Raw genomic sequence first — 20376 nt, 5'->3', positions numbered from 1 at the left:
GGCGGGCGCGGCACCGACGGTGCCGATGAGTGAGAACGCGGCCACCCCGCCGGGGTGGCTCCAGCGGGGCGGTTGCCGGCAAGGTACCGGTTCGGCCGGCAAGGTGCCGATGGGGCCGGCCAAGGATCTCGATGACAGCGGACCGGGCCGCCTTCTCGCCGCCGGCGGACCTTGCCGCCGGCGAATACAGCGACGAGGGATGACAGGCAGAGGTTGCCGACCGCGCGGGGCAAACCGCCGACGGTGGTGCGGACAAGGTCGACGGCGTCCTCGGTGAAGAGCCGGCCGGCCCGCCCCGCGAGTCCAAGGTGCTGCCTGACGCAGCCGGCAGTCCCGGTCCCGGTCCCGGTCATGCCGGGCATCATGCAGCCGCCGTCCGCTGTCCGAGGACGGCGAGGACGCGAGGACGCGAGGACGGCGAGTTTCACCGTGCGGCGGAGGGCGGGCCGGCCCACGAGCAGGCAGGACAGAGACGAGTCCCGGTCCACGGCGGTGCTGGTGAGCATACGGATGGCTTCGAACTGTTCACAGTTGAGCAACTGGGCCCCGTCCAGGACCAGGACCGGAGTACGTCCCCGTTCCGCGTTCCTCACCTCCGGCGGTAAGCGCCTGGCCTGTCCGGGCGGTGGGCCGGGAGCCGAGATGGGCGGGCGGCTGGCCGAAGGCGGCGACGATCGCTTCGTGGATGCCACGGACCCCGGTCATCGGGTTCGGCAGATAGATCACGGTGTGTTTCGACGGGTCGAGGCTGTGCAGAACGGTGCGGACGGAGACGGTTTTGCCCGCGCCGACCTCGCCGGTGACCACGCCGATCGAGCGTTCCGCGATGCACCAGCCGATGCGGGCGACGGCCTCGTTGTGGGACGCGTGGCGGTGGAGCATGCCGGGTGCGAGGTCGCGGCCGAAGGGCACGCGGTTGAACCCGTAGTGGGCCTGGAGCTTCTCAATCACGGTGATTCTCCTGGTCAGTTGCCGCGGGGTGGACCGGGTGGGTCACTGCTCGGGCGGGGTTCCGGGTTCGGGTTCGGCGAAGGCCGCGTAGTTGACCTTGTCGGCGAGCGTGCGTGTGTGTGGGCCGCGTCGATGAGGCCGAGGTAGTCAATCCCGGTGGTCGGGCGGGGCAGTTCGGCCAGGGTTTCCGGCCGTGCCCCGGGGTGGGAGTGGCGGCTGATCTGGAAGGGCAGCGCGGTCCCGGCGTCCTGGCTGTTGACGCGGACCCGCAGGAAGGACAGGTCGAAGGGGTCGAAGACCAGCTCGACGCGCTGCCCGGACAGAAGCGGGCCGACCTGACAGCGGTTGCCGTGCAGCAAGACCAGCGCGGTCTTGGAGACGGTCCGGTATTCCGACCAGCGGAAGGCTTCCGCGAGGTCCGCCGGGGCGCGGACCGGGAAGGGACTGCCGGCCACCCACCGGCCGAACGGGGCGGCTCCGGTCTCGGAGTGGACCCGGCGGTGGCAGACGTTCTCGACCCAGACGGTGAACAGCCGGTCCATCTCCAGCAGGCTGGTGATCTACCGGCCCGGTTGTCCGTCGCCGGAAGCCATCTCGACAACGAACTCGCTGTTCACCATGCGGAAGAACCGTTCGATCCCGCCCCTGCCCTGCGGGCGGCCGGGCGTGGAATACACGAGCCTGATGCCGAGTCTCGCGCACGCCCGCAGCAGCCACGAGTCCACGAACGCGCTGCCGTTGCCGACGTAGACCAGACGCGGGACACCGCGCGAGGCAAGAGCCGGCCGCAGAGCGGCGGCCAGACGGACGGCGTCCTCCGAGAAGCCCCACCGGAGGCCGACCACAGCCCGCGAGTGATCGCCGATGAACGCGAACAGATACGCTTTCCTGCCCTCCGCCACCGGCCCGTGCAACGCGTCCCCGGTCCAGAGTTCGCTGGGCCCCTCGGCCTCGAACCGGCCGAAGACGGCGGGCGAGGCCGGGGCCTGCAAGGCGGCCAGACCCCCACGAACGATCATGCGCTGGATGGTGCGCTCGTCCGGGGCCCAGCCGAGCCGGGCGGCGATGATCCGGCGGATCTGCGCGGCCGACCGCGCCGGGTCCTCCTTCTTCAGCGAAACGGCGAGCTCCATCACCTCCAGCGGGGTGCGGAACCGCGACTGGCGGGGCGAGGGCACCAGGGCACCGAAACCGCCCCGGCACCATCCCATGATCCAGCGGTCCAGCGTCCACCGGGTGATCCGCACCGCCCGGCCGTCCCGATCAACATGAGCCACCACCGCAACTCCCGCACCAGAGCGCCGCGTCGACGGCGCGACAGGACCGGGCCGGCCACTTCCCTGATCACCATGCAGCGGAACAGCCCGATCACCTGAACCCGTCCCAGCCGCATCCGGCCTTCCTGCCCTGCCACCCGCCCACCTGCCTCACGATCACGGCGTCGACAGACGCACGCACAGAGGCCGACAGGAGGGACCGGCGTGGCGCCAGGGGCAACTCATGTTGACCGTCTTCGCAGACCAGGCAGGGACCAGCAGCATCCCACAGGTCACCGCACAGGCCGCAAGCCAGGGCGACACCGCGCCGACGGCCGGCCACCAGGACGTCACCGACCACCAGGCACCCACCACCGCGGCGACCGCGTCGGCGACACCAGAACCCGGGGCCCGAGCCGGGACCCGCCACCGACAGCCCACCCCCACACACAGACCCGCACACCCCGCCCCACACCCGGCCCCAAACCAACAACACCACCACAACCCCCACCACAGCCGACACCACCCCCACCACAGCCGACACCACCCCCACAGAAACACAACCCCCGCCGGCCACCCCACCCCCCAACACCCACCCCCCGCAACCCACAAACACCCACCCACAGCCCCCGCAGACACAGAACACGGAAAAACCCTCCACAACACAGCAACACCCAGCCACCCGGCCACCCGGCCACCCCCACGAACCCCCAGGAACAAGCCGGCAACACCCCCGGACCAGCACCACAACCACACCCCCACACCACCCCCGAACCCCGCAACAACACCCACCCACAACCCAGACACACAACACCCACACCCCATACACAAAACCCCCAACAGCCCACCCCAACCCACCACCCCCAAACCGCACAACCCCACCCCCACACCCCACCACGCTAAGATACGAACCAGACGGTATCAAAAGGGTCTCCGGGCTCACCACACACACAAGGAGACCACCCCATGGCCACCCAACACCGCGCCATCCGCACCCGACGCACCATCCTCACCGCCGCCGCCAAAGTCTTCGAACAACGCGGCTACCAAGCCGCCACCATCAACGAAATCCTCACCACCGCAGGCGTCACCAAAGGCGCCCTCTACTTCCACTTCCCCTCCAAAGAACACCTCGCCGAAGGCGTCATCCACGAACAGGACCACCAACCCACCACCCCCGACCACCCCTGCAAAACCCAACAAATAATCGACACCATCCTCCTCCACGCCTACCGCCTCCAAACCGACCCCCTCGTCCGCGCCGGCGTCCGCCTCACCCTCGACCCACACAACCACCAACTCAACCGCCAAGCACCCTTCCAACGCTGGACCCAACTCGGCACCACCCTCCTCACCCAAGCCCACAACCAAGGCGAACTCCTCCCCCACATCAAACCCACCCAAACCGCCGAAACCCTCGTCGGCGCCTTCGCCGGCATCCAAGCCATGTCCCAAACCCTCACCAACTACCAAGACCTCCCCCAACGCACCACCACCCTCCTCCAACACATCCTCCCCAACACCGCCACCCCCACCACCCTCACCACCCTCGACCTCACCCACACCCGCACCACCACCCTCCACACCACCCTCACCACCACACAAGAAACGAGCCTCACCTGACCGCACCCACAGAGCGACCGTGCACCACCCCACCCTCACCGAAAAGCGCCCCCAAAGCAGAACCCAACTCCCCACCCCCCGCCGCCCATCCCACATATCCGTCAGGCCGCACCAACATCGCCTCACACACCACGCCAGCCACCGGCTCCGCACGCACCACCCGCAACACCCCCGCCCACGCACGCGCCTGCTCCTCATAGCCCCCGGCACAAGCGCCGGTCTCGTCGCCGAAGAGCAGGAGCAACGGCCGCCCCTCGCTCAGCAGGCCGATCACATCGGTACGGCCCTCCTCCGTCGTCAGCGCCACATTCCGCAGAAAACTCCCCTCCAGGGGAGAGGAATCCGCGCCGCGCGCAGGCAACACCGTGTCCTGGCCACTGACCATCGACGCCAGCACACCACCCTCGGGCCCATTGGCAAGCAGCTCGCCGAACACGGCACGCAGCGGATCAAGTTCGGCATCCGGCCGCATCAGGGCCAATTGGGCCCGCGTGTGGTCGATGACCCGCTGCGCGGCGGGCCTGCGCTCCTGGTCGTACGTGTCGAGCAGCCCCGCACCCGCGACGCCGCGCACTGTGAACGCCAGCTTCCAGCCCAGGTTCAGGGCATCCAGTACACCGGTGCTCAACCCCTGCCCGCCGATCGGGAAATGTACGTGCGCCGCGTCCCCCGCCAGCAGAATCCGCTCCTTGCGGTAGGACCCCACAAGCCGGGAGAAGTCACTGAATCTGCTCAGCCACTGCGGCGCTCCCATCCCGATCTCCCGCCCCGCAATCCACGACACCTCCCGACGCAACTCCTGCAAAGTCAACGGCACGTCGCGCACACCCGACGCGCCCTCACAATTCAGCGTCCGCAGACGCACCCCGCCCCCCGCCGTGACATCCTTCACCACCAGCCAGCCCCGCGCCGTCCGGTGCCACCCCGCCTCCAGAGCACCGGCCTCTTCCAGACGGACATCACCCGCCATCGCCGAGACCGTCGCCGGATACGTCCAGGAATCGAAACCCGCCAACTCCCGCACCACACTGCGCGCTCCGTCCGCCCCCACCACATACGGCGACACACACTCCACCTGCCCACGCGGCCCCACCGCCGTGACACGGGCCCCGTCCAGCCCCTGACGCACCCCACTCACCCGGTGACCGCGCAGAACCACCACACCAGCGGCCCGCGCCCGCTCCTCGAAATGCCTCTCCAACTCCTCCTGCGGGCACTTCATCACCGGCACCGGCTCCCCCGCCGGCACCGAAATCACCAGCCCCGGCATCCCCGCGAAATGAAACCCACCACTCACCGGGCCGGACCCCGCCGGCGCACCCACACCGGCGAACCCACCGAGATAGCCACGCCGCACCAGACACTGCACCGCCCGCGCATGCATCGTCGTCGCCTTGGGCCGCTTCGAGACGCCCTGCCGCTCCTCAACCACCACCGTACGAACCCCGTACCCCGCCAACTCACAAGCCAGGAGCAATCCCACCGGCCCGCCGCCCACCACCACGACCTCCGCCCGCACGTCACCCACCATCCCGAACCCCCCAATCCCGGACACACCATCAGCACACTCACAGGCGCTCCCGCGGAACCGACCGGATCAGCCGGTTGCGCACAAACCGAGAGAGTATACCGGTCGGACGGTTCTACGTAGTGGTCCCACCGTCGCCGAACACCCAGCCTCGGACGGCCAGTTGGTCCGGGCCGGCGAGCAGGGCCCTCCCGACTCCCCGATCCTCCCGAATCTCCGGCGCACCCGGCGCGCGGGCCGACGGTGGTTAGTCCTGCCGCCATGGTGGATCTTGATGAGCCCGTCCACCTGGTGGCCTACGACCCAGCCTGGGCAGAGATGGGGCAGGCGCTCGTTCGTGAGGTCTCACGTCAGGTGGTGTGGGCCTTCGCCGATGTCGAACACATCGGCTCCACGTCCGTGCCCGGCGTGGACGCGAAGCCCGTCATCGACGTGCAGGTCGGCTGCGCTCCATCATGGCTGTAGCCCGTCAGGCCGGCTGAAGGGCCGCATCTCAGAACCGGAATCCCGACCGGAGCGAGGCGGGGGGGGCGGGGGGCGGGGGGCGGGGGGGTATGCATTCCGGATTGATGCGGCGGCGCTTCCGTGGGGCCGTACCGCGGCTACGTCGTCGTCAGCGCGGTGACCAGATCGCCGAGACGGTCGAAACGCCGGTCGAAGTCGTCGGAACTCGTCGGCGGATCCCCGCCCGGTCGCCGGACGTACGCAGTCCGCATGCCCCTTGCCCGAGCCGCGCGCAGGTCCCAGGCGTGGGCGGCGACCATGAGTACCCGTTCGGGGGGACATCCGGCGGCGTCGATGGCGAGTTGGTAGACCTCCGGCGCCGGCTTGTAGGCCAGGACTGTTTCGGCGGACAACGCCTGGTGCCAGCGCAGCCCGGCGTGGGCGCTGAGGCGTAGCAGAGCGGTGCGGCCGGCGTTGGAGAGCCCGAGCACGGCGAAGTGGCGCGCGAGCCGGTCGAGGGCGGCGACGGAGTCGTCCCAGGGGGGCAAGCGCTGACTCGCTGTGGCCAGCCGGGCGATGGCCGCCGGATCCGTGAGTCGGGCGTGGTCGGCGACCCGTCGGGCGGCCTCCGCGTCGATGGTCTCGGTGCCGGCGTACGGGCGTTGCCCTTGGCCGATGCGTCGCTCCTCGCGCTCGCGGTGCCGCTGCCACAAGGAAAGCGACTCGTCGACAAGGGCATCGCCGGACGCGGGAATCGCGTCGCGAATCGCCGTTCGAAGGCCGCCGGGTTCATCGACCAGTGTTCCGAGGACGTCGAAGACGACGACCTCGATATCGCGGATGTCGGCCATGCGTTCTCCTGCGTTCTCCTGTTCATGCCGGCGTCACCGGCTCAGCAGGTGACGACCTTGCCAGCAGACTCGTCACCGGTCAAGATGGTGACGTGAAATTCGCGTTCGTGAGCGGCAACACGGCCCTCGATCTGGCCGGCACCGTGGGGTCTCGCCGGGACGGGCCCGTCGACGCCCTCGCCGCGCCCGCAGACCTCGAACGGTGGGTCGCCGAGTGCGGCGAGTTCTCCGGGCTCCGTGGGCTCCCTGGGCTCCTCGGTCAAGTCCCCGCCGATCTCCCGGCGTTCGAGTCGGCGCTGGCACTGCGAGAAGCGATCTACCGACTCGCTTACGATCGCGTGCTCGACCGCCCCTTCGATCCACGCAGCCTCGAAATCGTCAACGAGACAGCCGCAGGGCCGGTGCCCACGATCAAGCTCAGCGACGCGGGACTGCGTATGTCGGGTGACCTCGTCGCGGTTCTCTCCCACGTAGCCAGAAGCGGCATCGCCGTACTCGCCGATCCTCACGTCTGCCTCAAGGAGTGCGGTCGCACCGGCTGCACTCGTATCTATCTCGACCGCTCGCGTGGCGCCCGGCGCACCTGGTGCGGGATGGACGAGTGCGGCAACCGCGTCAAGGCCGCGGCCTATCGAGCACGCAGGCGGGCTACGGGCGTACCTCCCCGGCCCGCCCGATGATCGCCTACTGATCGGCCGGCAGCCCCCTGGCCCCGACGAGAACGCCGGTCCCCGGACCCATCGGTGGACCCCATTGGTCAACCTCATCGGTTCATGGAGACCGGCGTCGTGTCACGGTCAGATACCGCAGAACGGCGCCGTCCGTACGTATCCCCCGAGGTTTTCGTCGTCCGTGCCCAGGAGTGCGTCGGCCGAGCCGGGCAGGCACTCCACCGCTTCGATCTTGTACTGCGGGAACGTTCCCAGTACGGCGGGGGTCGCCGCGAGCGTGACCCGTACGCTGCCCGCCGCCGACACGCTCACCCGGCCCGCGTCGCTCACCGCGGAATCGAACGGGCCGTCGTCGCCGGCATCGGTCGCCGAACTCACGATGATCCGGCCGGCGCCGGTCACCGAGATGTCGGAGATGTGGCGCGTGCCGTCGCCGGCCGGGTACGGCGCCCGATAGGCCCGGCGCGTCACGGCACCGAACAGCGGCTGCCCCCACGAGGCGAACGTCAGCGGCGCCGCGTACAGCGTGGCCGGACGGTCCGCTCCGGCTCCACGGTCCGCCCACAGCACGGCGAGCTTCCCCCGCTGAGCGACGAGCGCGAGGCTCTCGAAGTCGTCGCCCTCGCCGATCGCCGGCAGCGGCGTGTAGTCGACGACGGTCGCCGTCGAGCCGGTGACCTTCAGGCGGTAGACGATGCCGCGGCTGGTGAGCGCCAGATACTCCCCCGGCATCTCGGGGATGGCTTCGATGGCCTCCAGATCGACGGGTTCCGGCCCGTCCCAGGTGATCGGGGCGACGTCCGAGGAGCCCTCGCGATGGGTGAGCCGGGACAGACGCGGCTGCCCGGCGCGCTTGTTGTCGTGCACGAACAGCGCGTGCACGCCGGCCCGGTCTCCGGCAGGGCCCTCGTACGCGAGACCGCTGACACCACTGCGGGAGTCGTTACCGACCTTGTGCCACTCGCCGTCCGCACCGGCCGCCGGTACGGTGCCGAGGATCGTCAGCAGCGCGGTCGCCGCGCTCACCAAGGCTGTGCGTTGCGCCATCGGGAGTTTCACTGAGTCGCTCGCCTTCTGTCCGACAGACGCGACATCACGCGCCGGGCGTCAGGTTATTGATCTTGGTGAGCGCGGCCCAGTGACCGCTACGCCGTTCGGCGGAGCGCGAAGTCGGATTCGGCGGGCTCGCACCACGACCGCCGAGCGCCACCGCCGAGCGCTACCGCCACCGAGCGCCGGCGCCGCTCGGCGCCGCAGTCCGGTCCGCCCACGGCGAGACGTCGCCCAACTAGGACTTGTCCGGTCGATCATGTTCGGAGCCAGATGGTGAGGGCTGCGGCGGTTGCGGTGCCGAGGTAGACGTAGCGGCGTTTGTCGTAGCGGGTGGCGACCGCCCGGTGCTGCTTGAGGCGGTTGATGGCCCGTTCGACGGTGTTGCGTTTCCTGTACCGGTCTTCGTCGAAGCCCGGTGGCCGTCCGCCGCGTGAGCCTTTGCGCAGGCGGGCGGCCTGGCTGTCGGTCTTCTCCGGGATTGTGTGCCGGATACCGCGACGCCTCAGGTATTCGCGGCACGGCCCGTTGCTGTAAGCCTTGTCGGCCGCGACGCTGTCAGGCGTCTTGCGGGGCCTGCCAGGCCCGGTCTTCGGGATGCGGATCTTCTCCAGGACCGGCTTGAACTGGGTGCAGTCCGCTCCCTGACCTGGTGTGACGATCAGGGACAGCGGGCGGCAGCGGCCGTCTGCGCTCAGGTGGAGCTTGGTGGTGAACCCGCCGCGTGAGCGGCCCAGGCCCTCACCTCCCGCACCACCTCCACCAGGCGGGCGTGCAGACTCTGCCAGGCGGTTTCGCCCTGGTGTTCTGGACCGTCGCCCCCTTTGAGGCGGGTGCCGGCGGCGGGTCGGTGCGGGCGCCGGCCGCGTGCTGATGAGCCCGCACGATGGTGGAGTCGACCGAGATGTCCCAGTCGATCTCACCCGCCGCATCCGCGGCGGCCTGGACATGCTGGAGCAGACGCTCCCACGTCCCGTCGCCCGACCACAGCCGGTGCCGTTCGTAGACGGTCTTCCACGGGCCGAACCGTTCGGGCAGGTCACGCCACTGAACACCGGTCCGGACCCGGTGCAGGATCCCGTCGATCACCTGCCGATGGTCCCGCCACCTGCCACAACGCCCGTTGCTGACTGGCAGGAACGGCCGCAGCCGTTCCCACTCGGCATCACTCAGATCACCCCGCCCCATGCCCACACCAACGACCCGGACATGAACCAGTCACATGATCGGCCGGACAAGTCCTAGTCTCCCGCGCCTGAATATCGTCGGCAGCAGGCGGTGAAGTGCAGTTGCACGCGCGGGTTCTTGGGCGGCCGGGTATCGATCTCGGCGTGGTTGGCGACCTTGCGGAGGAAGTCGCCCAACTCGGCCTGCCGTGGCGGTCGTGGCACCGGTGGGTCACCTTGCCGGTGGCCACTTCCAGAGCCGCGAGCAACGTGGTGGTTCCGTTGCGCCGGTAGTCGTGGGTGGCTTTCTCCGGCAGCCCGGGGCGCAGCGGCGGTACAGCACGCGTCATCGTTGGTCCGAGACCGGCGGCATGCTCTGCCTGTGGGTCGAGCCGTGGGAAGCCGATCACTGGATGCGTCCGGGGAAAGAGTTCAGCGTGGTGACCGAGACGGAGCCGGAGCGGTCGCCGTTCAACGTGGTCGTGCATGGTCAGGGCATCACCGTGTGGGTGAACTCGGGTCATGACGCCGAGGTCTTCGAGAAGAACGGCGGCCCGGTGCCGTGCGGCCACCAGCGGCCGGCCGAGGACAGCCTCTGAACCGCGTCGGGTCGTCGTGTCGGCAGCCAGATGACCAGGGCTGCCGCCATCGCGACGCCGAGCAAGACGTAGCCGCGTTTGTCGTGTAGGCAGTAGCCACCGCCTCGGACTGCGTCACGCGGTTGTTGGCTCGTTCGAGGGTGTTTCGCTGCTTCTCGTAGCGCTCCCCGTCGAAGGCCGGTGGCCGTCCCCCGCGTAACCCCTTGCGCCGACCGGCTGCCTGACTGTCGGTCTTCTCCGGAGTCGTGTGACGAATGCCCCGGCGCCACCAGGTACTCGCGGTGGGGTCCGCGCGCGCCTCGAGCCGTGATGATCTCGGTGTGGGGCGAGGGGATCTTTCAGATGACCAGTGGGCGACGCGCTGGGGCCGTTGTTGCCGGCCGACGGCGGTCGATCGACGGACTCCGGTAGCAGGTGCGGGCCGGGGGACCGGGGCCCGTGGCGGGATCTGCCGACGGAATACGGCCTGTGGCAGACGGCCTCTGGGCACTTCCGTCGCCTGGCAACGCGATGGTGTCCGGTCGGCGGTCCTGACCGGGCTACAGGCCCGGGCTGACGCGTCCGGGCGGACGCCTCCGGGCTGATCACCTGGGGACGTGAACGTCGACTCCACGATCTGCCGGGCCCATCAGCACGCGGCCGGTGCCCGGCGCGACAGCCAGACCAGAAGGAACCCCGGGCGGCCGCCAGGCCGAACCCGACGATCACGGTCTGGGCCGTTCCTGCGGCGGCTGGACCACGAAGGTTCATCTGGCCTGCGAACAAGGTCAGAAACCGTTGTCGCTGCTGGTCACAGCCGGTCAGCGGGGAGCCGGCCCGCCGTTCACGGCCGTGCCTTCGACCGCGAGGACTACAAGGCCCGGCACGCGGTCGAGTGCGGCATCAACCGGCTGAACCGGAACCGGGCGGTGGCCACCCGTTTCGACAAGCTCGCGGTCCGCTTCGAGGCAACCGTCCTCATCGCCGCGATCAACGAACGGCCGTGACCTGCCGGGAGTGTCGGTCCCCCGTGTCATCCTGGCCCCGATCAGGTCAGCGGGTCGAGGGGAGACAGGACCGCGATGGGAGCTACGTACTACCGGGCCGAGAGTGTAAGCGGCGACCACATCGACGACCCGTCCGAGGACGCCCTGTTCATGCTGATCGGCGACCTCGACATCTCGGACAACACCTTCGTCGTCATCCAGCCCGACGAGGACGACCCGGTCTGGTTCACCTCGGTCGCGGTCTTGAACGAAGGCGGGTACGAAATCGTCCGCCGCGACACCACCCGCGGCGAAATCGACGTCGTCACCGAGACCGGCATCAACCGGATCGCCCGCGACCTCACGATCTGGATGGCCTCCCGCGCCTTCCCCGGACGACCCACCCAGCACACCAACAGCTTCTAGACAAACCCTAGGTGCGGTCCACGCGCCGGCCTGGGGGGTGATGATCAGGGGCGGCGGGCGGCAGCGGCCATCCGTGCTCAGGTGGCGCTTGTGGTGAACCCAACCCACGCGAGCGGTCCAGGCCGGGTGCCGTCGCCCGACCACAGGCGGTGGTGTTCGTAGACGGTCTTTCACGGACCGAACCGCTCGGGCAGGTCACCCCACCGCACAACGAATCGGGCCGGAGGAGTCACATGATCGGCCGGACAAGACCTGACGACGCACAGCCTTCAGAAGCGATCCGGGCGGCAGCCCGACAGAGCCGACTCAACGGTTCCGTCGACCAACTCCCGTGCGACCAGGCGGCCCACGGCCGCGGCGAGCGTGACCGCCGAGTGCATCACCGCCAAGTAGAGGCCGGGGACCTCGGTGACCGGGCCGACGATCGGCTCACCGTCGGCCGGCATGGGACGCGCTCCGACTCGGGCGCTGAGCAGTTCGACGCTCCCGGCGCCACGGAAAGTGGACCGGACGGCGGCGAGGGTCCGTTCGGGCGAGTCCGCGGCGGCGATCAGCCGGTCCGCGGCGACCTGCCGAAGATCGAAGTCCTCAGTGTTGACCACGCGGCGGACCAGACCGGCCGGCGCGCGGAGCCGGAACAGCGGCGACGGCGACGGTTCGACCGGGACGCGCACGCCGAGCTGCGCGCCCAGCGCGGCCGTGGCAACTCCGGCCGCCAGCACCACCGTCGCACCGGAGAGGGGTCCCGCCGCCGTCTCAACCCCGGCAATCCGGCCCGCCGTATCCCGGCGGAGCGCGGTAACCGGCGTGTCCAGATGCACCCGAGCTCCATGGGTGCGAGCGCCCGCGACCAGGTGCTCGGTCACGCCCACCGAGTCGACGGCGCCGTCATCCGGCGCCCAGACAGCCCACTTCGGCGGCTCCCGAAGGGTGGGCTCGAGCGTCGCCACGGTGGCCGCGTCCACGATCGTCTGCCCGTTCCCGACGTCCGGCGCACTGTCCCCCCTGGTCCAGCTCAGGGAGCCGGACCAGGTCACCGGCAGCCCCGGCAACTCGGCCCCGAGTCGGTGGTATTCCGACGTTGCGGTGGCCCGCAGCCCGGCGGCCGGACCTTTATGCACACCAGACGCTCCGATCCAGGCGAACGAGTCCGCCGTCACGCCGGCGCCTGGGCGCCCGGCGTCGACCAACGTCACGGCGGCACCCGCCCGCGCGGCGTGATACGCCACGGACGCACCGACAATGCCGGCGCCGACGACGACCAAGTCCCGACTCACTGCTGGGTTCGACACGATCACGACCTTAACGTCCGCGACGTCCGCCCGCGCGGGCTGGTGGGTCAACGCCCGCTCACCGACGACCGCCCGTGAACGAGATCTGGATGCGGGACACTGCGCCCGGTTGTTCAAGTCCCTTGCGCAGACGGGCCTCAGGGCATGGGTCGTCGGGGCGCCCGTCCGGAGCGTGGGCGTCGTCCGCGTACCAGAGGTTGCGCAGAGGGCGTTGGACTTGTTCGTTCTCCTCGACCGGGTCCCGGAAATCCCGGCGGCCGGCAAGTGCCCCACGTACGAGGTCAGTTGCACAGGCCGGCCGTACGGTCCCTCTCCGGCAGGACGCCGCAGTGATCGAGGAGACGCCGACGACCGTCGGGCCCCGCGCCCAAGCCCTCGTGGAGCTCCCGGTGGAAGTCGCCCTCCGTACGGGCTTGATACGGCTCCCAGAAGGCGGGTTCGACCGGAACTGCTCTGCCGGGCACGTGCGTTGAACGACCGTCACCGGCCACCTGGAGTGGGTCACGCCGCGGCGCCGGCGGGCGCGCGGCGCCGGTCGACCAGGCGCCGGTTGGGGTCTGCCGCGTAGTTGAACCTTCCCGCCTACGTGAGACCAGGCGTCGTACGACACCGCCGCCGCCGACTACGCAACGCTCGGGCGCGCCGTGCGCGGCGCGTTCGCCGGGCTCGTACGGGCCGCCGCCGGCAGGCCGGTTTCCGCTGTGGGGTGCGGCCCCGCCCACGTAACCGCGCATCTGCCTCATCCCCCGGAACTGACCGCGCTCGGTGTCGACCGCGTGGATGTCCGGCGTGATCGCCAACTGCGGTCCGGTGTAAGCCGACCGAGCCGTCCTCCCGCCGTCGTCGCTCTTGCGTTTTTCGGCATCGTCACCAACGGTGCCGGCGACATCCAGCGCGCCCAGCTCACCGGGTCCGGCCTCGCCGACCTGGTCGATACGGACCGGAGATCCCTGGCGCCGGGAGGCGCCAGGGATCAGGCCCAGCTATCGCGTGGCCTGGCCACGCGAGGGGAGGGTTACGGGTTGTAGACCCAGCCGGAGCAACCTACGTGATGCTCACAGACGCGGAACTGGGTGATGTGGGTGTTGGGGAAGTCGGTCCACGGTCCCCACGTCCCGTCGTTGCCGTTGCCGTCCCAGACGTTGGTGTGCCCGCCGGCCGCCGTGTAGACCTCGGCGAACACGCCGTTGCCGTCGCTCTCCCCGTCGTACGCCCGTACCCCTTGTGCCCACGCTTCGGCCCTGTCGCTCCCGTGGTTGATGGTGACCGCCGACGCGGACGTCACGGTGGCCACTGCGATCAACGCCGCAACGCCCAACACTGTTGCGGACCTGGCGAGCCCTCGGATTCGCATAGCTTTCCCCTCTCGCTACGAACTCGATGTCATGTGCTCGAAAGAACTGTTCGGCGCTGTTTCCCTCCGCCTCGACATCGCGGAGGAATGGCCTGTACCTCCGCACGCAATTGAGCTACCTGTCACTTCGCGGCAGCTTCGGGAGAACAGGGGGCGCCTACCGGGTTCACTGTGCCGCGTCTCATGTCCTTGAGTCGTTGGCACAGAGCGCGGAGAGACTTGGCAAACAGCGCACGGTCACGTGCGACGGTGGCCGTGAAATTCCTGGTGTCTGAGATCCCTGGGCGGCGCGCCGTAGGCGGCGCGGAAGGCGCGGCTGAAATCCGCGGGGTGACGGAATCCCCAACAAGCGGAGATATCACCAATCGTGTGGTGTCTCAGCCGCGGGTCGAGAAGGTCGGCCTTGCACCGTTCGAGGCGGCGTCGCCGGATCATCGCGCTGACCTTCTGGGGCTGGCCCTGGAACAACTGGTGCAGTGTGCGTACGGATATGTGGTGGTACGAGGCAATGGTGGCCGGCCGCAGATCATGATCGCCGAGGTTGTGCTCGATGAACGCGCCGACCCGTGCGCGTAGTACATGCTCACGGGTTTCCACAGGCAGGGTGTGCTCCGCGTCGATGTGGCTCGCGAGGAAAGTGACGGCCAGCTCGAATCCGATGCGGCCCAGCCCATGCAGTTCCGCCGAGCCGTACGCGGCAGGCTTCTCCCGGAAGCCGGACAGGAATTGGCCGAGCAGCGCGCCTGTCGGGGTTCGTGTGAGGAGAGTGTTGCCCAGCAGGCAGTCCGCCGTACCGCCCGGCAGTGGCAGGGAAGCCCTGGGCAGTCGCATCAGCGTCAGACGTTTCTGCCGGCCATGGTCGAGGAAGTCGGCGGCCAGAGGATGGGAAGTGTCGAACAGAGCCATGTCTCCGGCCGTGAGGCATGTGACATTGCCGGACTGTTCCAGTCTGATCGGGCTGCCGTGGACCGCGAACAGGTAATAGTTCTCCGGGTCATGATGCCGGATGAGCGCGGGGCTCCGACGAGCCGCCAGCGGCGAGAAGGTGAGAGCCACCACTGCGGTGCCGGACAGGTCGGACACGTCGGCTCTCCCGCGGAAGCAGTCGGCGTAATCGCTGGCCATCGCTGTGGGCATGACGTCCTGACGCATCCGATGCGCCCACCACTCAAACCGATCCCGCGCCGGCACGATGTCAGTGGACAGGGTCATCACAGGTTTCTGCACCAGGGACGCTTCTTCGGGCGCGAGTTCGGACACCCGTTGATGGTCCCTCGGGCTCGGGAGCAGTAGAAGGCGGCCGTCGGTCGCAGTGAGAGCGCCCCTGACCGGTAAGCGTCACTGCTGCCCCGAACCGGCAGAGGGAGCACTGCCCACCGGTGACAACCGATCCGGACGCGCTGCGGGCCATGCCCGACGGCAAGCGTCTCGCCGCCCTCCGGGCTCTGTCGCCGTCCGAGCCGGCTCAGGTGAAGGCCCGGACGCGTGACGCCCGGGAGGCCGCAGGCAAGCGGTACGGCCCTGCGCGGCGGCTGAGTCCCTGGGACGAGGACCCGCCGGACATCGCATTCGACTGACCGTCCGCACCCGCTGACTGCGTCAGCAAGGCGGTTATGCCTCGCAGGAGTCACGAGCGCACAACGGCTCGCGTCGTCCTGCTCAGCACGTCCGGAGCCGCAGAAGAGGCAGCGCCGCCACGTGCCAGGATGTGCTGATGGATGACCTCAGTCGCGCCTGGGAGCGCATCGAAGCCTGGCTTCGAGGGCACCAGTGCACCAGTGCCCTGTCCGAGCTGCCTCCGGCCTCCTCCGAAGAGGCCGTTCAGGTCCTCCAGGACGCGATCCCCTACCCGCTCCATCCCCACCTCGTGCAGTGGCTCAGAATCCACGGCGGCGCCCCCATGAACGACGCTCCCATGAATGACGCCCCCGTCTGGCCGGGCGGCCACGTCCCGTACGACGTCGAAGCGCTCAAGCGCGGGCCGGATTACATGCGGGAGATGCTCGAAGAGTTCCACGACGAGTTCGGCGAGGACCCCGAGGAATGGGTGATGAGCCCGTGGGCGGACCCGCTGTGGCTCCCCGTCGCCGGCACGCACACGGGGGAAAGTCTCCTCGTCGACCACCGGCCCGGCGACACCTACGGCAACATCATCGAGATCGACTACGAGAGCAACGAGGTCACGGCGGTCCGCTGGAAGAGTCTGGGGGAGATGATCAGGCTGATGGCGCAGTCGCTGGAGACCGGCACCCCCGTCCCGTACTCGCACCGATACTCGCGCGTTCCTCAACTGAACGAAGGCCCGCCCAGCCATCTCACCTGGGTGTTGAGGGAAACCCTGGCCGATGAGACGGAGCGCGAGCAGGTCACTCCCGAGGACCAACTGGTCACCGCTGCGTGGGAGCGTCTGAAGGTCTGGCTGAGGCTGCGCGCGCCGGAGTCCTACGCGTCGCTGCGACCGGGCGCCTCCGATCACCGGATCGGGCAGGTCGAGCAGCGGCTGGGCTTCCCACTGCCCGCTCCCCTGCGTGCCTTGTGGACGCTGAACGATGGTGTCACCGCCTCCGGTGCTGGCGCGTTCCTCAACGGGCTGGCGCTGATGCCGATCGAAACCGCCCTGGAGACCCGTGAATTCGTCGCCGACGAGATACCGGGCTGGGGCTCACGGTGGGTCCCCTTCACCGCCGACACGGTGGACGAGCCGACGACCGGCGATTTCATGGACTGCGACACCGGCCTGACCGGTACCTGGGCCAAGGGCGAAGAACCTCGCATGCACCACACACCCGAGGGCGGGCTGACTCTGCCGGGGGCGCTGGCACACATCGTTGAGGTTGCGATGGCGGGAACCGACCTGAGGGTGCCGTCGATGAGCGGTGGCGGCGCCCTGGGTGTGGCGGTGGGCCTGCTGATGGTGGAGGAGCCCCGGGAAGGGGCGGGAGGGGCGGGAGCGCCGTCACCCGGCCGTCACCCGGCCGTCGACCGGCGGGAAGCGGTTGGCAGTGAGCAGATCACCGCTCATCAAATCCCATAGCCCCGGCCCCTGGTGCTGCCCGCCGGCCGCGAACAGCACCTGCCACATCGGCCACGGCGAAGTCGTCAAGTGTCCCTTCGGACGGAATCCTGCCGCTCTTGATCAACCGGTTGTCAGCCATGCGAAAGAGGCTGACCGGGGGGTCTGACAAGCCAGGTGAGCAGGCAAAACCCTTTGCGCGTGCCACCGTCCGGATGATGGGGTGGCACGCGTGACCAACCACGATGAGCCTGCGGCTGTCCGACCGTTGACCCTGGCTTGGGTGACCCAGCATCTGGAGGCCGGCGAGCGGGTTGTCGCAGTCGAGGCGCTGCACGGCGGCATCACCGCCGAAATGCGGCGGCTGACCATCGTTACGCGCGACGGAGGCACCCGCGATCTGGTGCTGCGGACCTTCGTCGACACGCCGCACGCCGAGGACTCGCTGCACCGGGAGGCCGGCGCGCTGACCCTGCTCACGGGGACCGATGTGGCTGCTCCTGAACTGGTCGCGGTCGATCCGACCGCCGCGCATTGCGAGTACCCGTCGCTCCTGATGACACATCTGGCGGGCCGGACGGTCCTCGCCGATGAGGGAGTGGAGGCGCGCGTCCCACTGCTGGCCCGTCAACTCGTGGCGATCCACGCGCTACGACCCGCCGAACGGCCCCGGAAGTACGTGACGTTGACGACCGCCGACACCGTCGTGACTCCGAAGGGCGCCGACGCGGCGGCATGGGCCGCGGCGATCGACATGATCCGCGGGCCCGCGCCGGCCTATGAAGGGCGATTCCTGCACCGGGACTTCCATCCCGGCAACGTGCTGTTCGACGTGTCGCCCGCACACCCGGCAGGTCCCCGGATCGCCGGCGTTGTCGACTGGGCGGCGACCTCCTGGGGCCCGGCGGATCTCGATGTCGCGCACTGCTCCACCAATCTCGCGCTGCTGCACGGCCCGGCGTGGGGTCTGAGGTTCGCCGAGGCGTACGAGGAGGCCGGCGGGCTCCTGGCCGGGAGCGCGGCCGAGCGGCTGTACTGGCGGGTGCGGGACGGGCTGGCGTTCTCGGAAGAAGTGCGGTTGGTGGCGCGGCCTTGGCGGGACGCGGGCAGGACAGAGCTGACGACGCGAGCCGTGGAGGAGCGGCTGGATGCCTACGTCACCGCGTTGATGGACACGCGGGGCTGAGACAAGGCGATCCGTAGGCGGTCCGTAGGCGCGGGCGGCACAAGGCGCGAGTACAAGGCGCGGATACAAGGCGCGGGTACGGCGGCGAGCCGCCGCCATGGCCCGTGCCCGCCTCGATCGGGGCGCGCTCGCCCACGGCGGCGTTCGTCCTGATGGCGGTCCGTGTTCGACGTTCGACGCGGGCGCGGGCGCGCCCGCGGGCAGGTGAGGGTCGTGCGGCCGGAGACGGCCCGCTCGCGACACGCTCCCCGCACCGACGCGTGTCCCCCGGCACCCGCCCGGGGAGGCAAGGTCGTCCGATTCATGGTGTTCTGACCTCACTGCCGGGCTGCTGACGCGCGGCGGCAGAGGTCCACTGCGAAGGAAGACATCGATGAGCGATCCGTCGGCCCCCGGCCCGCCCGGCGGGACACAGAGCGGCACACCGGGCGGATCGCCGACGGATGGCTCCGGCGCCTCGGATCCCCCGGTGGACGAACCCGATCCACATCGCTGGTGGGCGCTGGCCGTCATCGCGACCGCGCAGCTCATGGTGGTGCTCGACGCGACGATCGTGAACATCGCGCTCCCCTCCGCACAGCGTGACCTCCACATCAGCAACGGCAACCGCCAGTGGGTGATCACCGCGTACACCCTGGCCTTCGGCGGACTGCTGCTCCTGGGCGGACGGATCGCCGACCTCGTGGGCCGCAGGCGTACGTTCATCATCGGCCTCATCGGGTTCGCCGGTTCCTCCGCGATCGGCGGCGCGTCCATCGGTCAGGAGATGCTGTTCCTCTCGCGCGCGCTCCAGGGCGTCTTCGCCGCCCTCCTGGCGCCCTCCGCGCTCTCCCTGCTCACCACGACCTTCCCCTCGGGCAAGGACCGTGCCAAAGCCTTCGGCATCTTCAGCGCCATCGCGGGCGGCGGCAACGCCATCGGGCTGCTCCTCGGCGGCATGCTCACCGAATGGCTCAGTTGGCGCTGGTGCCTGTACGTGAACGTCCCCATCGCCCTCCTCGCCGTCATCGGCGCGTTCACGCTGCTCAAGGACCGCGCGGGCACCAAGGGCGCGCATCTCGACATCCCGGGCGTCTTCCTCGGCTGCGGTGGTCTCGTCGCGATCGTGTACGGCTTCAGCCGGGCCGAGGCGATCGGCTGGACCGCCACGGAAGTCCTCACCGTGCTGAGCATCGGCGTCCTGCTGCTCGTCACGTTCGCCTGGTGGCAGACCAAGTCCCCCGGCCCGCTGCTGCCCCCGCACATCGTCCGGGACCGCAACCGCGGCGGCTCGATGCTCGTGATGGCGCTGACGACGATCGGCCTGTTCGGCGCGTTCCTGTTCCTGACGTACTTCCTCCAGACCATCCTCGGGTACTCGCCGCTCTCCGCCGGCCTGGCGTTCCTGCCTCTGTCGGCGGGAATCATCATCGCCTCGACCCAGATCTCCGCCCGGCTGCTGCCCCTCGTACCGCCGCGCTTCCTGCTGGTCCCCGGGCTGCTGCTGAGCGCCGGCGGCATGTTCTCGCTGACCTTCATCGACACCCACTCCAACTACGCGCAGCACATCCTGCCGGGCACCATCCTGCTGGGCGTCGGGCTCGGACTGACCTTCCTGCCCGTCATCTCGACGGCCACGATGGAGGTCGCCCCGCAGGACTCGGGTGTCACGTCCGCGAGCGTCAACACCGCGCAGCAGGTGGGTGGTTCCATCGGTACGTCCCTGCTGAACACGATCGCGACCACCGTCACGGCCACGTATCTCACCAGCCATCTGGCGGCGGCGGCCCGCAAGGGCGGTCTGACACCGCAGGAGCGGACGAGCATCGTGAACACCGGTACGGTCCACGGCTTCACGGTGGCCATCGCCTGGGCTGCGATCATCCTGCTCGCGGCCGCGATCATCGGCGCCGTCCTGATCAACGGCAAGTCGCCGAAGGCCCGCGCGGCGGAGAAAGCCGCGGCGGGCTAGGTCCCGGCCCAGGTCAAGCGTGGAACGGCTCCACGCTCCACGCTCAAGGC

Annotated in this window: 19 protein-coding genes and 2 pseudogenes; 10 read left to right on the top strand and 11 right to left on the bottom strand. The window is 69.5% G+C overall.

Annotated features, from left to right (window positions below):
- Positions 1-525: 525 nt before the first annotated feature.
- From OG329_RS38955 to OG329_RS38945, 3 genes are read right to left on the bottom strand one after another with little or no spacing between them, the layout of a single operon-like run.
- Positions 526-951: an AAA family ATPase gene (locus tag OG329_RS38955; RefSeq protein ID WP_405801593.1), complete on the bottom strand. Its 426-nt coding sequence runs from the start codon at positions 949-951 to the stop codon at positions 526-528.
- A gap of 14 nt (positions 952-965) precedes the next feature.
- Complete coding sequence (locus OG329_RS38950) at positions 966-1493, bottom strand: Mu transposase C-terminal domain-containing protein (RefSeq protein WP_405801592.1); 528 nt, start codon at positions 1491-1493, stop codon at positions 966-968.
- 18 nt (positions 1494-1511) lie between these two features.
- Complete coding sequence (locus tag OG329_RS38945) at positions 1512-2228, bottom strand: DDE-type integrase/transposase/recombinase (RefSeq protein WP_405801591.1); 717 nt, start codon at positions 2226-2228, stop codon at positions 1512-1514.
- Between the two features lie 945 nt (positions 2229-3173).
- Between OG329_RS38945 and OG329_RS38940 the strand changes: the two genes are divergently transcribed.
- Complete coding sequence (locus tag OG329_RS38940) at positions 3174-3830, top strand: ScbR family autoregulator-binding transcription factor (protein WP_405801590.1); 657 nt, start codon at positions 3174-3176, stop codon at positions 3828-3830.
- On the opposite strand, the gene OG329_RS38935 is transcribed toward OG329_RS38940, so the two are convergent.
- Positions 3823-5361, bottom strand: a complete 1539-nt coding sequence (locus OG329_RS38935) for an FAD-dependent monooxygenase (RefSeq protein WP_405801588.1) — start codon at positions 5359-5361, stop codon at positions 3823-3825. The genes OG329_RS38940 and OG329_RS38935 overlap by 8 nt on opposite strands.
- A gap of 258 nt (positions 5362-5619) precedes the next feature.
- Here OG329_RS38935 and OG329_RS38930 point away from each other — a divergent pair, with 258 nt between their 5' ends.
- Complete coding sequence (locus OG329_RS38930) at positions 5620-5823, top strand: GrpB family protein (RefSeq protein ID WP_405801586.1); 204 nt, start codon at positions 5620-5622, stop codon at positions 5821-5823.
- Between the two features lie 137 nt (positions 5824-5960).
- Here the strand turns inward: OG329_RS38930 and OG329_RS38925 are convergent, their stop codons facing one another.
- Positions 5961-6653 carry a haloacid dehalogenase type II gene (locus OG329_RS38925; protein ID WP_405801585.1) on the bottom strand — a complete coding sequence of 231 codons (693 nt, stop codon included), beginning with the start codon at positions 6651-6653 and terminating at the stop codon, positions 5961-5963.
- 92 nt (positions 6654-6745) lie between these two features.
- Here OG329_RS38925 and OG329_RS38920 point away from each other — a divergent pair, with 92 nt between their 5' ends.
- Positions 6746-7333 (top strand): CGNR zinc finger domain-containing protein, encoded by a 588-nt coding sequence (locus tag OG329_RS38920; protein WP_405801584.1) that lies wholly within the window; start codon positions 6746-6748, stop codon positions 7331-7333.
- A gap of 117 nt (positions 7334-7450) precedes the next feature.
- Here OG329_RS38920 and OG329_RS38915 read toward each other — a convergent pair whose 3' ends face one another.
- The 3 genes and pseudogenes from OG329_RS38915 to OG329_RS38905 all read right to left on the bottom strand — a co-directional run.
- Positions 7451-8371 carry a hypothetical protein gene (locus tag OG329_RS38915; protein WP_405801583.1) on the bottom strand — a complete coding sequence of 307 codons (921 nt, stop codon included), beginning with the start codon at positions 8369-8371 and terminating at the stop codon, positions 7451-7453.
- A gap of 260 nt (positions 8372-8631) precedes the next feature.
- A protein-coding gene (locus OG329_RS38910; protein ID WP_405799383.1) for an IS5 family transposase occupies positions 8632-9562 on the bottom strand; the annotation gives its coding sequence in 2 pieces (ribosomal slippage) (positions 8632-9211 and positions 9210-9562; 933 coding nt in all).
- An 89-nt stretch (positions 9563-9651) separates the two neighbouring features.
- A pseudogene (locus OG329_RS38905) lies at positions 9652-9887 on the bottom strand (IS630 family transposase); the annotation flags it as partial.
- Positions 9888-9977: 90 nt separating this feature from the next.
- Here OG329_RS38905 and OG329_RS38900 point away from each other — a divergent pair.
- The 3 genes and pseudogenes from OG329_RS38900 (at position 9978) to OG329_RS38890 (ending at position 11530) form a co-directional block, all read left to right on the top strand.
- Positions 9978-10139 (top strand): hypothetical protein, encoded by a 162-nt coding sequence (locus tag OG329_RS38900; RefSeq protein WP_405801582.1) that lies wholly within the window; start codon positions 9978-9980, stop codon positions 10137-10139.
- Between the two features lie 320 nt (positions 10140-10459).
- Positions 10460-11125 (top strand): annotated as a pseudogene (locus OG329_RS38895) (IS5/IS1182 family transposase).
- Positions 11126-11200: 75 nt separating this feature from the next.
- Positions 11201-11530: a hypothetical protein gene (locus tag OG329_RS38890; RefSeq protein ID WP_405801581.1), complete on the top strand. Its 330-nt coding sequence runs from the start codon at positions 11201-11203 to the stop codon at positions 11528-11530.
- A gap of 269 nt (positions 11531-11799) precedes the next feature.
- Here OG329_RS38890 and OG329_RS38885 read toward each other — a convergent pair whose 3' ends face one another.
- The 3 genes from OG329_RS38885 to OG329_RS38875 form a co-directional block, all read right to left on the bottom strand.
- Complete coding sequence (locus OG329_RS38885) at positions 11800-12822, bottom strand: NAD(P)/FAD-dependent oxidoreductase (RefSeq protein ID WP_405801579.1); 1023 nt, start codon at positions 12820-12822, stop codon at positions 11800-11802.
- Between the two features lie 1015 nt (positions 12823-13837).
- Entirely contained in the window at positions 13838-14107 is a 270-nt protein-coding gene (locus OG329_RS38880) for a hypothetical protein (RefSeq protein WP_405801577.1), read from the bottom strand.
- Between the two features lie 306 nt (positions 14108-14413).
- Positions 14414-15436: a helix-turn-helix domain-containing protein gene (locus OG329_RS38875; RefSeq protein WP_405801576.1), complete on the bottom strand. Its 1023-nt coding sequence runs from the start codon at positions 15434-15436 to the stop codon at positions 14414-14416.
- Between the two features lie 119 nt (positions 15437-15555).
- On the opposite strand from OG329_RS38875, the gene OG329_RS38870 reads away from it, so the two are divergent.
- The 4 genes from OG329_RS38870 (at position 15556) to OG329_RS38855 (ending at position 20326) form a co-directional block, all read left to right on the top strand.
- Positions 15556-15753, top strand: coding sequence for a hypothetical protein (locus OG329_RS38870; RefSeq protein ID WP_405801574.1), 198 nt, complete (start codon positions 15556-15558; stop codon positions 15751-15753).
- Positions 15754-15890: 137 nt separating this feature from the next.
- The gene (locus OG329_RS38865) at positions 15891-17210 is read left to right on the top strand and encodes an SMI1/KNR4 family protein (protein WP_405801572.1); all 1320 of its coding nucleotides are present in this window, start codon (positions 15891-15893) and stop codon (positions 17208-17210) included.
- Between the two features lie 262 nt (positions 17211-17472).
- Positions 17473-18375 (top strand): phosphotransferase family protein, encoded by a 903-nt coding sequence (locus OG329_RS38860; RefSeq protein WP_405801571.1) that lies wholly within the window; start codon positions 17473-17475, stop codon positions 18373-18375.
- Positions 18376-18748: 373 nt separating this feature from the next.
- A complete protein-coding gene (locus tag OG329_RS38855; protein ID WP_405801570.1) occupies positions 18749-20326 on the top strand; it encodes an MFS transporter in 1578 nt (525 codons plus the stop codon).
- The last annotated feature ends 50 nt before the right edge of the window (positions 20327-20376 follow it).

The sequence above is a fragment of the Streptomyces sp. NBC_01506 genome (genome assembly GCF_045040295.1).
GTDB lineage: Bacteria > Actinomycetota > Actinomycetes > Streptomycetales > Streptomycetaceae > Streptomyces.
Note: the sequence above shows the minus strand (reverse complement) of the source record. Positions and strands in the feature narration are given on the sequence as shown.